The organism is Chryseobacterium populi (genome assembly GCF_000282115.1).
GTDB lineage: Bacteria > Bacteroidota > Bacteroidia > Flavobacteriales > Weeksellaceae > Chryseobacterium > Chryseobacterium populi.
On the sequence record NZ_AKJY01000020.1, the window covers coordinates 20,079 to 33,171 of the forward strand.

18 protein-coding genes are annotated in these 13,093 nt (G+C 34.3%); 4 read left to right on the forward strand and 14 right to left on the reverse strand.

From position 1 onward, the window contains the following. Positions 1-72 precede the first annotated feature (72 nt). Together rsmH and mraZ are read right to left on the reverse strand one after the other, a co-directional pair. Positions 73-966, reverse strand: coding sequence for a 16S rRNA (cytosine(1402)-N(4))-methyltransferase RsmH (gene rsmH, locus PMI13_RS06645; RefSeq protein ID WP_007842002.1), 894 nt, complete (start codon positions 964-966; stop codon positions 73-75). Positions 967-1,003: 37 nt separating this feature from the next. Then, the gene (mraZ, locus tag PMI13_RS06650) at positions 1,004-1,462 is read right to left on the reverse strand and encodes a division/cell wall cluster transcriptional repressor MraZ (protein WP_034670547.1); all 459 of its coding nucleotides are present in this window, start codon (positions 1,460-1,462) and stop codon (positions 1,004-1,006) included. A 272-nt stretch (positions 1,463-1,734) separates the two neighbouring features. On the opposite strand from mraZ, the gene PMI13_RS06655 reads away from it, so the two are divergent. From PMI13_RS06655 to PMI13_RS06665, 3 genes are all read left to right on the forward strand, one after another. Then, positions 1,735-2,496 (forward strand): alpha/beta fold hydrolase, encoded by a 762-nt coding sequence (locus PMI13_RS06655; RefSeq protein WP_007842005.1) that lies wholly within the window; start codon positions 1,735-1,737, stop codon positions 2,494-2,496. A gap of 65 nt (positions 2,497-2,561) precedes the next feature. Then, positions 2,562-3,185, forward strand: a complete 624-nt coding sequence (gene yihA / locus PMI13_RS06660) for a ribosome biogenesis GTP-binding protein YihA/YsxC (protein ID WP_007842006.1) — start codon at positions 2,562-2,564, stop codon at positions 3,183-3,185. After that, the gene (locus PMI13_RS06665; protein ID WP_007842007.1) at positions 3,178-3,627 is read left to right on the forward strand and encodes a GNAT family N-acetyltransferase; all 450 of its coding nucleotides are present in this window, start codon (positions 3,178-3,180) and stop codon (positions 3,625-3,627) included. The genes yihA and PMI13_RS06665 overlap by 8 nt, the downstream gene beginning before the upstream one ends. A gap of 51 nt (positions 3,628-3,678) precedes the next feature. On the opposite strand, the gene PMI13_RS06670 is transcribed toward PMI13_RS06665, so the two are convergent. The 12 genes from PMI13_RS06670 to PMI13_RS06720 form a co-directional block, all read right to left on the reverse strand. Beyond that, positions 3,679-4,572 (reverse strand): hypothetical protein, encoded by an 894-nt coding sequence (locus PMI13_RS06670; RefSeq protein WP_007842010.1) that lies wholly within the window; start codon positions 4,570-4,572, stop codon positions 3,679-3,681. Between the two features lie 11 nt (positions 4,573-4,583). Further along, on the reverse strand, positions 4,584-5,936 hold the full coding sequence (locus PMI13_RS06675; RefSeq protein WP_007842012.1) for a coiled-coil domain-containing protein: 1,353 nt from the start codon (positions 5,934-5,936) through the stop codon (positions 4,584-4,586). Positions 5,937-5,942: 6 nt separating this feature from the next. Continuing rightward, a complete protein-coding gene (locus tag PMI13_RS06680; protein WP_007842014.1) occupies positions 5,943-6,350 on the reverse strand; it encodes a hypothetical protein in 408 nt (135 codons plus the stop codon). 6 nt (positions 6,351-6,356) lie between these two features. Continuing rightward, complete coding sequence (locus PMI13_RS06685) at positions 6,357-6,719, reverse strand: DUF6804 family protein (protein ID WP_007842015.1); 363 nt, start codon at positions 6,717-6,719, stop codon at positions 6,357-6,359. A 30-nt stretch (positions 6,720-6,749) separates the two neighbouring features. Beyond that, positions 6,750-7,061 carry a hypothetical protein gene (locus PMI13_RS21115; protein WP_007842016.1) on the reverse strand — a complete coding sequence of 104 codons (312 nt, stop codon included), beginning with the start codon at positions 7,059-7,061 and terminating at the stop codon, positions 6,750-6,752. A 16-nt stretch (positions 7,062-7,077) separates the two neighbouring features. Next, the gene (locus PMI13_RS06690; RefSeq protein WP_007842017.1) at positions 7,078-8,148 is read right to left on the reverse strand and encodes a type I restriction endonuclease; all 1,071 of its coding nucleotides are present in this window, start codon (positions 8,146-8,148) and stop codon (positions 7,078-7,080) included. 11 nt (positions 8,149-8,159) lie between these two features. Beyond that, a complete protein-coding gene (locus tag PMI13_RS06695) occupies positions 8,160-8,492 on the reverse strand; it encodes a YegP family protein (RefSeq protein WP_007842018.1) in 333 nt (110 codons plus the stop codon). A 5-nt stretch (positions 8,493-8,497) separates the two neighbouring features. Beyond that, complete coding sequence (yidD, locus tag PMI13_RS06700; protein WP_034670551.1) at positions 8,498-8,788, reverse strand: membrane protein insertion efficiency factor YidD; 291 nt, start codon at positions 8,786-8,788, stop codon at positions 8,498-8,500. After that, the gene (locus tag PMI13_RS06705; RefSeq protein ID WP_007842020.1) at positions 8,760-9,023 is read right to left on the reverse strand and encodes a hypothetical protein; all 264 of its coding nucleotides are present in this window, start codon (positions 9,021-9,023) and stop codon (positions 8,760-8,762) included. The genes yidD and PMI13_RS06705 overlap by 29 nt, the downstream gene beginning before the upstream one ends. A 121-nt stretch (positions 9,024-9,144) precedes the next feature. Further along, positions 9,145-9,810 carry a response regulator gene (locus PMI13_RS06710; protein WP_007842022.1) on the reverse strand — a complete coding sequence of 222 codons (666 nt, stop codon included), beginning with the start codon at positions 9,808-9,810 and terminating at the stop codon, positions 9,145-9,147. A 4-nt stretch (positions 9,811-9,814) separates the two neighbouring features. After that, positions 9,815-11,479, reverse strand: a complete 1,665-nt coding sequence (locus tag PMI13_RS06715) for a tetratricopeptide repeat-containing sensor histidine kinase (RefSeq protein WP_007842026.1) — start codon at positions 11,477-11,479, stop codon at positions 9,815-9,817. Between the two features lie 59 nt (positions 11,480-11,538). Next, on the reverse strand, positions 11,539-11,748 hold the full coding sequence (locus PMI13_RS06720; RefSeq protein WP_007842028.1) for a hypothetical protein: 210 nt from the start codon (positions 11,746-11,748) through the stop codon (positions 11,539-11,541). Between the two features lie 397 nt (positions 11,749-12,145). Between PMI13_RS06720 and PMI13_RS06725 the strand changes: the two genes are divergently transcribed. After that, entirely contained in the window at positions 12,146-13,021 is an 876-nt protein-coding gene (locus tag PMI13_RS06725) for a hypothetical protein (RefSeq protein ID WP_007842030.1), read from the forward strand. Positions 13,022-13,093 lie beyond the last annotated feature (72 nt).

Below are 13,093 nucleotides of genomic sequence, written 5' to 3' on the forward strand. Positions count from 1 at the left end.
TCAACTTGCTTTGCAGTATGTTCTCTTTGTGTCAATCGTCAATTTTTCATATATTTTATTGACTTATTTACCTTACACTTTAATTCCTGTTCTCATTTTTGCACTTCTTGCTCTTGAGTTTTCCTCAATCTCCTTGTCGTCCGGGATGATGGCTTTACTCTTGAGCAGGTCAAATGCTTTTTTATAATTTCCGTAAATGTCTCTTTCCGGCTCCCCTTCAAACATTCCGTTTTTCAAAAATCTTTTTACCAGGCGGTCTTCCAGAGAGTGATAGGAGATCACTACCAGTCTTCCTTCCGGTTTTAAAACATGATAAGCCTGAATCAGCATTTCTTTTAACACTTCCAGCTCCTGGTTTACTTCAATTCTTATCGCCTGGAAAAGCTGGGCGTAAAATTTATTTATTTTATGAGGCGGGAGGTAGCTGAATAATTTTTTCAGGTCTTCCGTTGTCTCAATACTTTTGTTTTTCCTGTGATGTACGATATCTCTTGCCAGTTTTCTTGCTTCCCTGAGCTCGCCATAATAGTAGAAAATATCTGCCAGCTGCTCTTCTTCATAATCGTTAATTACTCTTTTGGCATCAAGGCTTTGCATGACATTCATTCTCATATCCAAAGGAGCGTTGCTTCTTGTGGAGAATCCTCTTTCTGCTTCATCAAACTGATGAGATGACACCCCAAGATCAGCAAGAATTCCGTCAACCTGAGCAGCTCCATACATCAGTAAGGAGTTCTCCAGAAATCTGAAATTCTGGTTGATCAGAGTAAATCTCGGATCATCTATTGTATTTTTAAGAGCATCCAGATCCTGGTCAAAACTGTACAGTTTCCCTTTATCTGAAAGTCTGCTCAATATCTCTCTTGAGTGGCCACCGCCACCAAAAGTGCAGTCCACATATGTTCCGTCCGGATTCGTCACCAAATCATCAACACTTTGCTTCAACAAAACGGGATTATGATACATGCTTTAGTTTGTGTTTTTCGCTTTTTACTCAGCGTAGTTATTCTTCATCGAAAGAGCCCATTACATCTTCGGCAAGGCTGGCAAAATCGGCTTCGTTGGTGGAAATCACTTTTTCATAGGCTTCTTTATCCCAAATTTCAAAAAGCTCTCCTGCGCTTGTGATCACAATATCTTTCTGAAGATTTGCGAAATGCGTAAGATCTTTTGAGATCTGTAATCTTCCTGCATTATCCAACTCTACTGTTTTTACTCCTGCCGTAAACATTCTTATGAAATCAGCATTCTTTTTAATGAACCTGTTTAGCTTATTAATTTTATCCATCAGCTTATCCCATGCTTTCATAGGATATACTTCAAGGCAAGGTTGGAACACAGATCTTTTGACTACAAACGCTTTGTCTTCGAAGTTCTCCATCTGCCTGATCAGCGATGAAGGTACTTTTAAGCGGCCTTTGTCGTCTATTTTACACTCATATGTTCCAATGAAATTCTTCATTTGGGACAAATTTATATAAATATTTCCAAAACTTCCCACTTTTTCCCACTTTTTGACTTAATGTTAATAAGTTTTATCAAAGATTTAATTTTGAATAGGTAAGCTACTGATAGTTTGTGGTTTGTGAATCGTGTTATTTAGGCCATAATAAAAAGGGTCCGAAAAAAAGGAATGAAAAGAAGGTTATTATATTATTTTTATTTTAAATTAGAGATATCAAAATATTTTTGAGGTTTAATTTGTATTTTTGCAAAGCTTTATTAAGGCGTTTTATGATATTTAGTACAAAAAAAGAAAAAAAATATACCTTTGTAGAGGCGGGAGAAGGACATCCATTGGTGCTGTTGCACGGTTTAATGGGTGGTTTGAGTAATTTCGATAAGATGGTGAATTTTTTTTCAGAGAGAGGATTCAAGGTGTATGTACCTCAGTTGCCGATCTACGATTTACCGGTACTCAATACTAATCTTACCACACTTGCAAAATATATTATCAAGTTTATAGAAAGCCATGTTTCTGAACCTGTAACCATTGTTGGAAATTCAATGGGTGGTCATGTTGGGCTTATCTTAACATTAGCAAGACCTGATTTAGTAAAAAATCTTGTTTTAACCGGAAGCTCCGGATTATACGAAAGAACATTCGGAGACAGCTTTCCAAGAAAAAATGACAGATCCTATATAAGGAAGAAAACGGAAGAGGTTTTCTATGACCCTACCATTGCGACTGAAGATTTGGTAGATGAAGTTTTCGGAGTAGTGAATGACAGAATGAAAGGGATCAAAACCGTTATGCTGGCGAGAAGTGCCATTAAACACAATATGCTGAATGACCTTCCGAAAATTACATGTCCTACCTGTCTGATCTGGGGAAAGCAGGATAATGTAACCCCTCCCGAAGTGGCGGAAGATATGCACAAATTTATTCCGAATTCAGACCTGTTCTGGATTGATCATTGCGGCCACGCAGCGATGATGGAAAAGCCGGATGAATTCAATGAAATTCTATACAACTGGATAAAAGATAAAGTTTAAAATAAAAATATAACAGACCATTAAGAGCTTTTTCTTAATGGTTTGTTTTTCTAAAAATATTCGAAATGGTTATTAAAACAGCAACATTTGTAAAGAGCAGCGGAAAATGGCAGGAATGTCCTGAACCCAATATTCCTGAATATGCTTTTATCGGAAGATCTAATGTTGGAAAATCATCATTGATTAATGCAATGATGAATCATAAGGATTTGGCAAAAACGTCAGGGACTCCCGGGAAAACCCAGCTTATTAATCATTTTTTAGTGAATGATACCTGGTATCTTACCGATTTGCCGGGCTATGGATATGCCAAGGTTTCAAAAGTCATCAGAAAAGATTTTGAAAAGCTCATTACCAATTATATTTTAAACCGAAAGAATCTTGTAAACCTTTTTGTGCTGGTGGATATAAGGCACACGCCTCAGAAGATTGACATGGAATTTATCCAGTGGTGCGGGGAAAGCGGAATTCCTTTTTCAATTGTATTTACAAAAGCAGATAAGCTGAAACCGAATGTTGCGATAAAAAATGTAGAAGAGTATAAAAAAGAGCTTCATAAAACATGGGAAGACCTTCCGGAATTATACGTTACTTCTGCTGAAAAGAAAGAAGGCGGAGACGAGATTCTGAGCTTCATTCAAAAGACCAATGATTTTTTAAAAAATAATAATGTAAGCTTTGATGAGTAATATAATCTGGAAAATAAAAACTTTTGATGAATTTACCGTTCCGGAATTATATCAGATCCTGAAGGCCCGGATTGATGTTTTTGTAATTGAGCAAAACTGTCCGTATCCGGATCTTGATAATTATGATCAGAAAGCCGTTCACATCTGGGCGGAAGAAAACGGAGACATACTGGCGTACTGCCGTGTTTTTGACAAAGGGATAAAGTATGACGAAACGTCTTTCGGAAGAGTACTGACAACGGAGCTGGCCAGAGGGAAAAGTTTAGGAAAGCAGCTGATAAAATATGCTGTTGAAACAATAGAAAACCGTTTCCATACTTCCGAAATCAAAATTTCAGCACAGGATTATTTATTAAGGTTCTATTCTGAATTCGGATTTGAAGACACCGGAAAAAAATATCTTGAAGATGATATTCCACACACGGAAATGATAAGAAAATAAAAAAAGCGAAGATTTTTCTTCGCTTTTTTTGTGGGTTTATGGGAAATGTTTTTAGTTTTGCCCTGAAATTGCTTTTAAAATAATCGGCTCCAGATTAGATGGAAGATCAGCGGATTTTATCTGATATTTTTTGATTTTCATTTCTTTGAACCAGTTTTCCCAATATTCTTTGATGACATCTCCTTCAAAAGGATTCCCCCTCACAGGATTGATTCCTAAAACGATGACTTCAAGACTTTCAAGGTCGTCATTAGCCTTAATAAATCCTAACCCTCTATCCTGAATTTTTGTTTTGAAATCTGAAGTGTTCAGCTTTAGAGATTTTACCAATTCCGGGGTAAGGTAAGATGTTTTCTTTCCTTCCGAAAACTTGGAATCTTTGTGATAAATATAGCCGTCGGTAAGAATAACGAGGATATTTCTGTGATTATCCTTTATGCAGTAGTCTTTTACCTTATTTTTAAAAAACTCCCAGATATCGGAGCCTACATACTGTTTATCATTAATAGCGGACTGATAAATCTGTGAAGGCAGGGACGAATATTTTTTATCAATCAGATCAATATTGTCTTTTGTAGTGTTTCTGTCAAAAGAAACTTTTAATTCTTTTGTAAGATCATTCATTTTTGGATCGGATGGCTCAGGATTGAAGAAAACCTGCATTTGATCATTAAGCTGAATAACTCTTTTACTTTTAATATGATCTAAAAAGCCTTTATCAACTGATTTGATGTATTCAATATCTCTTTGAAAATATTCCATCGTAGGATTGGGGTTTTTCTCAGGATCGATTCTGTCGGAAAGGTCTATTAAAACACTTATATTTAAATTTTTGAGATTGCTTGTGTTGCGGGTGGTTGTTGAAATTTCTTTAGGTTGTTCCCTGGCTTTGCTGCACTGAATGAATAGAACAGCAGGAATTAAGAAATAGAGTATTTTTTTCATATCCGGTGATTTTATAAAACAGACATATAAACAGTATTCTGACTATCGGAATTGGCTCCGACCTTGTTAAGATTATACATATACTGCTTCTTACATTCTTCAATCATGTCCTGTTTTACGGGATGAGAAACAGCTAATTTTTCGCTGATGAATGTAATCCAGCCCTGCATATATTCAGAAGCGTATAATTTGTAATCTTTGGTTGGGATAATAGTTCCGTCGATGATATTCTGAAGCTCCTCAATTCTGCCTTTTGCTTTGGCAATTAATTCTTTGATACTTCCTATATTATTTCGCACTTCCTCTTTTTGTTTTTCAAGATCTCCTATTTTATCCTGATAAACGAGAATGTCTTTCTGTCTTTTGGTCTGCTCATGCTTGATCTTATCTTTTTCTTTGTGCTCTTTCATTACAAAATCAAAAACAAGTCCCCAAATAATATAAACAATGAAGCCTGCGAAGATAATTCCCCAAAACTGGTTTTTGGTAAACGCAATGGAAAGATCAAAAGGAGCTGAATTGAAGGTTTTGTTTAATTCATATAATTTAGATTCAATTTCATAAGCCAGAATAGCATCGAAAACAAAAGTTATGATAAAAAGCAAGGCAACTTTAGAGTAATTGACAAAGCTTTTATTTTCTCCAAACATATGAATCAAATATCCTAATCCGAGAAAAACAAATGGAATCAGTGTTACAAAAGCCCCTTCCAAAGGCCCCTCATCCCATGCCTTGTTGAAGGCCTGCGCATCCAGAACATTTTGGATAATGTTTCCATTCGCATCAAAACTTTTGAAAAATGCTGAGTATGAGGTCGAAATATAAAATGTAAAAAGATATAAGCTGATCGGAATCAGGATGATTAAACCAATCCAAAATTTTGTGGAAGCTCCTTTTGTGGCTTTAACATTATAAAATTCCGGATTTCTTGGAAGATCATTGATCTCGAATTTTATTTTTTCGATTTTATCCTGAACAGATTCTATATCTTCACCGATATTTTTAAGCTGATCTTCTTTGTTATCCAGGGAAACGGTAAGTCCTTTGATCTCAGTTTCTTTATTTTTCTGTTCATTAAGGTAGGGCTCTTTTAGCTTGTTTTGTTTTTCCACAAGCTGCTTTTCCTCATTTTGAAACTTGGAATAAATGGCATCAAGACAGATAGATAAAGCTGTGTGGTTTCCGTTGTTTCTTGAGCTGTCCCTGTAGCCATTTTCGTGATAGGATCTTTTCCTGCTTTCTTCGGTGGTTTCGGCACTGGGCTCAATATCAAATTTTACAATGTCATTTTCCACTTTAGGCTCATCAATTGGAACGGGCTTTAACCGGAATAAATTTTTAATATTATTGGTCATGGTATTCATAGCAAATTAGTTTTTTAGATCGTTAAGAATATCTTTTTTGGTTTTTCTCTGTTTCACCGCTTCAATGAAGTAATCGGCAATTTCGGTAACGTTTTCTTCCAAGAAGCCGAACATAGCAGTATATTTTTTCAAAGCAGAGTATTCATTTTCAGAAACTACTCCGTCTGCCCAGATCATTACGGTAAGATCAAATAGATATTCTACTTTTTCATCAATGGTTTCCGGGATTAGTGATTTTGAATTAATTGGGTTCAAAAGAATTTCATCGAGGTTTTTAGCTGAAATACCTCTTTCTTCTGCCGTTTTATAAAGCATTTTTAGTTCAAGCGGGCTGAAGTCGTCGTCACAGATAGCCATTTGATAGAGTCTTAAAAAATGGGCTTTTAGATTTTCAGGGATTTGTATTGTTTCCATAATTTTTTATTTGATTATTCGGTCTCTGGTTTTAGGGATTTCCTGTTGCTTGATGTCAATGGTTTCAGGTTCTTTCTCTTTCTTTTTGGGAATTAATGTGTAGAAATAATAGGAAAATAAAAGCCCGGCCAAAGCTTCAATGATTATCCAAAACGGCTTTAAATAAAGATAAATTGGGAAAACCGGATTGAAAATAATGAAAATGAATAAAAAGGTCAGAAACCAAAAGCTTCTGCCTCTGAATTCATTAACGATAATAATTAATGCCATAAACGAAACTAAAATCCGTAAGAACAAATAGTAATTGTATGGCAGCTCGAAAATTCCGATAAAACAGAAAAGTGCGGCAATTATGACAAGGTATTTCATGGCAGATAATTTTGAATCGGGCTTTTTAAATTATCTACAGCCTGAGCAGTATGATCTGTCTACATATTCTCTACTGCTCCCGGAATAGTAGTAACATCCTCCTCTTGGTCCAACAATTAATTTGTGGCCATTATAAGTACACCCTCTGCTGCTCGAATAATAAGACTGTGTTGATCTTGATTTCCTTGCCTTGCTTCGTTTGCTTTTTCTATTCTTTTTTCCTTTTTTGGGTTTCTTTGCTGAAAATTCGGTAGCTGAAGTTGAATTGTTTGTTGATGCTGAAATAGTAGCAGGTAATAATAAGCCTAAGCTCAATAGGCTTGTGAATAGTAGTTTTTTCATGGTGATTTTTATATTTTTAATTATAATTATCTAATGTTTGGTGAAGCTGATTCCGGAAATTGTAAATTTCATCAAGATTGGCCAACAGCACTTTTTCTCCGGCTTCTTTACCGTTGTGAAAGGTTTCCAGATATTTATTCGAAGAATTAAAATGAAAGCGGCAAAGAGGCTTTCTGTTGTTGTCATCCAGTAAAACCCCGAAATAAGACAGGGTATCCCTGTGTGCAATTCTTACGGAAGGTATTTTCTCTCTTAAAATAGCTTTTACGATCTGGAAAGCTTCCAGCTCTTCTTCCGTTGTTATAATTTTAGAATCATTGTTTTCATCAATGAAGGATGAAGTTTTTACAGCCTCGTCCTGTTTTTCAATCTGTTCGTTGATGCTTAAAGCAGATTTGAGCCTAAAACTTATAGATTCGTTGATGGAAGTGGCCAGGGCTTTTTTTGCATATTCTTTAAAGGAAACCATTCTGTTGGCAGTCATTGGCTTTTCGAAAAACCGGCCTACCAAAAGTTTTACAAGTTCATCGGAAGGATCTTCAATTTCTTTTTCAAATTCTTTTCTGATGGCTTTAATGTATTTCAAAGCTTCTGCAGAATCCAGAATACTTTCAAGATTGTAATCTTTCTTGGTGAAACTTTCAAGAATTTTAATCGAGCTGTCTTTCAAATCTTCAATATTGATGGTGAAGAAAGGTTTTTCATCCATAATATTCGGCTTCTCAAGATCGGTGTAAAAATTATAAACAATTCCGTTCGTAAGTACTCCGAATCTGGTTTTGGAAACATGATAATACCGGTGAAGCTGTGAGTTGTGGGCATCTGCGCTTTCTTTCCAATGCTTACATTCAATAATGAATATCGGCTCGTCATTATTTTTAATAACATAATCTACTTTCTCTCCCTTTTTCGTTCCGATGTCACAAACATGTTCCGGAACCACTTCGGTAGGATTGAAGATATCATAACCCAAAATCTGTATAAAAGGCATTACAAAAGCATTTTTTGTAGCTTCTTCGGTACTGATCTGATCTTTCAGCCCGATAACTTTCTGATGTAACTGTTCAAGTTTAATTTTAAGATCCATTGTTTTAGTTTTTAAAGCGTTTCATCGATAATTTCAGCTGTCGGAGCGTTGGTTTTCACAGAATGAATTCCGTTTTCCATAGAAGATTTTGAGTTGTACAGTTGGCTTTTACCGATGATTTCGCCATTTCTTGCCTTCAAAACAAAATAATCCTTACCATTGGTGGCAACTCTTCTGTCGTATCGGGAATCGTCCCATGAATTAATTCTTACAGACTCTATTCCTTTGTGGCATGATGCTTTCTGGACATAACCCTCGCTGGTTAAAATGATTTCTCCGTTTCCGGCTTTTAAATTAAATTGATACTCTTTGTTGATTCTCTGTGTAATAACAAATTTTCCCATAAATATTATTTTTTTGTTTTTAGTAATTTTTCTGAAATTTCTGTTTCATCAAGAATATGATGGCTTGGTAAAATGATCTGGAGTTTTTCGGTTATTGGATTTTCAATAAGATGAGCTTCTGACCTGCAATTGTGGAATCTATATCTGAATGCTTTTAATCCTGAAATAAAACCTTCGTTAGCAGTTTTTTCATAAACGTATTTTGAACAACTTGTTTTAAAAATGCATTTTCTCCTCTTTGAAGCTGGAATCATTATCCAATAGATTTTAATAAGAAGGAGTAATAGGTTTTTCATTTTCTTCTTTGCTAAAAACAATCATTTGATACGAAGTCATATAACCAGGTTTGGCAGTATTGCCAAAACAACCTTCAACTGGTTGTATATAAGTAGATATACTTTCTACTCTTACATACGTCCAACCGTCATTGGTATGAACTGTTATTAAATTATCTAATTGTTCTGCAATGTTTTTTGCACTCATATTTTGCTGGTTTGCAGTGGCGACAAAAGGGATTACTTTATATTCCATGTGTATTGTTTTTTAATACTCCAAAAGTATAACCCTTTAAAATCCAATCATTACGGTTAACCGTAAAAACAAAAAAACCTTTCAAAAAAATGAAAGGTTGATATTCGATAGAGCATTAAAGTTAAATTATTCCCCAGTCTTTGCAAAGGGCAATTAGTTGTTCGTTATTACCTACTCCTAAAGATTCTTTTAAGTTATTTAAACATTTTTCCACACTGCTCAGACTGGAAGGTTTAATATTATTTTCTTTTAGATAATCCGGAATGTTTTTCTGAAGCATTCCTTTTGAAAGCTGAGTAATAAGGATGATATCAAATTTTGTGAAATCATAATAACTTTTTTCCCTGATAGCCTCTTTAACGTTGGCGGAGATGTATTTTTCATTGTTGTAAACCGCTTTTATAGCGCGTTTCAATTCTTTAATGTCTTCTCTTCCTTTAGATACAAAGCCATTGATGTTATGGGTTTTAAACAGGGTTTCAATAATTTCGGGCCTGCTTTCAATAGAAAAGGCAATGATTTTAATATTAGGCTCATCACTTTTTATAGCCTCGATGAGCTCCCTTCCGTTAGTAAGATTCTGTTCTCTGTGATCCGTATCAAATGAAAGATCTGTAATAAGTAATTCATAAGAACTTTTTTCCCTGATGCCTTTTTTTATTTTCATCCATGCATCATCACAATAGTGTACATTATCTACAGTTTCAATTTTTAATTCTTCAAGAGCTTTTTGAACGGAAATGTTAAAGCTCTCGTAGTCTTCGGCTATTAGTACTTTTTTAAACATAATATTAATTTTTAACTGGAAATGAAAGGGTTATTTTCAAACCTTTTTCTGTTTTCGTGTCAAAATTAATTGTTCCGCCTATAGAATTTATACGGGTTTCCGTATTTCTCACGCCATTTTTTGGGGAAAGGAGCTTAATTCCCACGCCGTTATCCGAATATAAAATATGAATAAAATTATTTATCCGCTCAAAATTAATGATAACACGGTCGGCCTGGCTGTGCTTTCTCATGTTGGTCATCAATTCCTGAAGAATGTAGAAAATTTCAATTTTCGATTTATCGGGAACATCGTTCCACAATGATTCTTCATTTCCGATTGTAGGAATCATAATCGTTTCCGAAGCATAAGATTTGAGCATTTGCGACAATTGCTGAGAAAAGCTGTTTTCCAGTACCAGGTCTTTATCTTCGTAAGAAATGTCACGCGAAATATGATAAATGCTTTCCAGTTTATCCAACAGAATATCTTTGTCCATATCCGATGTGTTTTCCACTTCTGACATCACATGATACACTTTATTAGCAACTTTATCGTGTACTTTTTTAGACATTTTGAGCTGGGTGTTTTTAACTTCGAGTTCTTTTTCTTGCTTTAATTGTTTTTGTTTTTTGCGGTACCAGATAATGATGATAATCGCAAAAAATAAAGCAATCAAAAGAAGCAAATTCCTATTTTTATTCTCTGCACTAACAACTTTTAACATTTCATTTTCTGCCGTTTTTACATCTATATCATAACGGAAAACAGCAAATTGATCCTTGTCTTTATTTCGTGCTGTTTGTACACTATCATTTATTGACTGGAATTTTAAAAAGTTTTTTAGATAATAAGTTTTATCCAGTATGATTATTTTTTGTAGAGCTTCAAGCTGATCATCTGCGCTTTTATTTTGAATTGCTTTTTCAAGCATCATTTTAGCGTACATTAAAGATGTGTTTTGATCTTTATTATAAAAATAATCTGCCAATGTTGCATAACTTGAATTTTCTGCCCAACTGTTATTCTCTTTTTTTCTGATTTCTAAAGCTTTAAATAGTTCGGGTAATGGATTGTAAGTTTTGTTCTCTAGAAATTTTGCTCTTGCTAAATTATTGAGTGCTCTTGCATAATCAATATTATCTTTTGACGCTAGAGCAAGGTTAAGATATTTTTTTGCTAAAGTAAACTTCTTTTGACTAATTAATGCGTCTCCAATATTGTTATAGTAGATAAATCTATTTTCTTCAACATTTACATATTTCAATGCTTTATTATAATATGAAATGGCACTGTCAAAATTCTTGAGATTGGAAGAAGAAATAGCTAAATTATTATAATTGGATGCAAGAACAAGCTTAACAATACTATCAGTTTCTTTTTCATTTTTAAAAAATTGATTTGCTCTCAATGATGTTTCAATACTACCATAGTAATCTCCTTTATCTGATTGAATTATGGCCATATTTACTAAAGCTCTAGCAACACCTAAAGAATCGTTATCTATTAAAAAAGCATTTTTTGCTAAATTGAAATAATAGAAAGAAGAATCCGAAATCTTCTTTTCTTGATACTCTTTTGCTTTTTTAAAATATGAATTTGTAGTAAGGGTTACTGTTGATGACTTTCGCTTTTCATTTTTACAGGAAAAAAAAACGGTCAATAAAATAATTAATAATGAGTATTTCATAAAATTAGTTTTGTATGCAAGGTAAGAAAAAGGACAGATTTGAAATCTGCCCTTTAAAATTAAGGATTTGTAAATGGTGGAGGGGTTTGTCCTGTATTTCCTCCTGTTCCTCCGTCTCCACCTTCTGGATCAACTCCTTCTCCCGGATCAGTCCCGCCATCCGGAATGGTCAGTGTTGTTGATGTATTTCCGTTATGATCACATGATGATGTATTGGCGTTGTTATTTGAAAATGCTAGTCCCAGTAGCATCAATATTAGTTGTAACATTGTTGTAAAAATTTTAAGATTTTGAAATTGTTTTTCTTCCTCTCACGAAGTATTTATCGCGAGCAGTACACAGTTAAAATTTCGAAGCGCTTCTTAAATTTTTTGGGAAGTAGTACCTTCAAAAACGGAGGAGAAACATCTGCTTCCCAACCCGGAGTTTTACCTCCGTTTTATCTGGTGATTTTGAAATCAGTTTTGTAAATTTGTTTTTGTCTTTTTTTTGTTTAATGTTTTGTTTATCAACTGATTTCTGAGACAAAGATGCGACAAAGCATGACGCATGTGTTAGACAAAACATAGACATCGATGGACAATGATGGACAGGAACTCGTTACGGAAACCCGTAATGCGACACGGTGGAAAAACACCTATTTTGTAATACCCTTAAAAACTAATTATGTCCAAGAGAAAACAATTAATCCATGACGTTTTTGAACGAATTAAAGAAACATCAGAGAAAGACACCAAATATGGATGGTCGGAAGATCTTGCCGATGCGATAGAGAAAAAAATAAAGTTTAAAATATCCGTCAAAACGCTTTCCAGATATTATGAGGCTTATATCGATGGAATTAATGAAGAAAAAGGTATAGAAACTTTAATACTTAATAGGTTAAGCCAATACTTAGGTTTTGATGATTATGAAGATTTTTGTACAACTATTGAAAAGAAAGGAGAAACTGCCAGTAAAACAACAGTAAAAATAGGTGTTGACAATGAAGAAGTCTCTTCGGTAAATGGTATACCAAATGTTAATGTCACCATCAATAATACAAACTCAAACAATAATGACCAGCATTTTAATATGCCGGAATTTATTAAAAAGAATGGATTAGGAATTTTGGAAATGGCTTTTGTTTTATTACTCGTTACGGGAGGCGTTGTTTTACCAAATACTAAAAATGATTCTAAAGGCGGTAAAAATTCTTCAATCGTAACATTATGGGGGAAATCAGATGTAGATAAAAAGTACATGTATTGGAATGGAGAAAGATATATTGCGACGGATAGCAGTGATCTTGGTCCTCAACTTGAAATTGTACCAATGCATAAGTATAATTTTAAATATCTTAAAAAAATTATGCGCCCCGATACACTTACAGCAGATAATGGCTTGGGTAAAGTTTGGTATGATAAAAGCAACAATAATGTAGAATTCTTTACAAGCCCAGGAATACATCCTGAAAATGGAAAAGCCTTAAAAGATGTTTCAGAAACAATACTGAATAACCATGCCGGAATACAAACAGATTCGTTGCAAACTGAAGAATAACTTCCTTCACAATTATTGACACTATCCCGTAAAGTGTGTAAGTTAAAAAGCTAGGCTTGGATTTTATAATCT

Coding starts and splice junctions, on each gene's coding strand:
- PMI13_RS06675 (WP_007842012.1), bottom strand. CDS start 5,936: ATGAATACCATGACCAATAATATTAAAAATTTATTCCGGTTAAAGCCC.
- PMI13_RS06715 (WP_007842026.1), bottom strand. CDS start 11,479: ATGAAATACTCATTATTAATTATTTTATTGACCGTTTTTTTTTCCTGT.
- PMI13_RS06685 (WP_007842015.1), bottom strand. CDS start 6,719: ATGAAATACCTTGTCATAATTGCCGCACTTTTCTGTTTTATCGGAATT.
- PMI13_RS06695 (WP_007842018.1), bottom strand. CDS start 8,492: ATGGGAAAATTTGTTATTACACAGAGAATCAACAAAGAGTATCAATTT.
- yidD (WP_034670551.1), bottom strand. CDS start 8,788: ATGAAAAACCTATTACTCCTTCTTATTAAAATCTATTGGATAATGATT.
- PMI13_RS06725 (WP_007842030.1), top strand. CDS start 12,146: ATGTCCAAGAGAAAACAATTAATCCATGACGTTTTTGAACGAATTAAA.
- PMI13_RS06680 (WP_007842014.1), bottom strand. CDS start 6,350: ATGGAAACAATACAAATCCCTGAAAATCTAAAAGCCCATTTTTTAAGA.
- rsmH (WP_007842002.1), bottom strand. CDS start 966: ATGTATCATAATCCCGTTTTGTTGAAGCAAAGTGTTGATGATTTGGTG.
- PMI13_RS21115 (WP_007842016.1), bottom strand. CDS start 7,061: ATGAAAAAACTACTATTCACAAGCCTATTGAGCTTAGGCTTATTATTA.
- PMI13_RS06720 (WP_007842028.1), bottom strand. CDS start 11,748: ATGTTACAACTAATATTGATGCTACTGGGACTAGCATTTTCAAATAAC.
- PMI13_RS06670 (WP_007842010.1), bottom strand. CDS start 4,572: ATGAAAAAAATACTCTATTTCTTAATTCCTGCTGTTCTATTCATTCAG.
- PMI13_RS06690 (WP_007842017.1), bottom strand. CDS start 8,148: ATGGATCTTAAAATTAAACTTGAACAGTTACATCAGAAAGTTATCGGG.
- yihA (WP_007842006.1), top strand. CDS start 2,562: ATGGTTATTAAAACAGCAACATTTGTAAAGAGCAGCGGAAAATGGCAG.
- mraZ (WP_034670547.1), bottom strand. CDS start 1,462: ATGAAGAATTTCATTGGAACATATGAGTGTAAAATAGACGACAAAGGC.
- PMI13_RS06665 (WP_007842007.1), top strand. CDS start 3,178: ATGAGTAATATAATCTGGAAAATAAAAACTTTTGATGAATTTACCGTT.
- PMI13_RS06655 (WP_007842005.1), top strand. CDS start 1,735: ATGATATTTAGTACAAAAAAAGAAAAAAAATATACCTTTGTAGAGGCG.
- PMI13_RS06705 (WP_007842020.1), bottom strand. CDS start 9,023: ATGGAATATAAAGTAATCCCTTTTGTCGCCACTGCAAACCAGCAAAAT.
- PMI13_RS06710 (WP_007842022.1), bottom strand. CDS start 9,810: ATGTTTAAAAAAGTACTAATAGCCGAAGACTACGAGAGCTTTAACATT.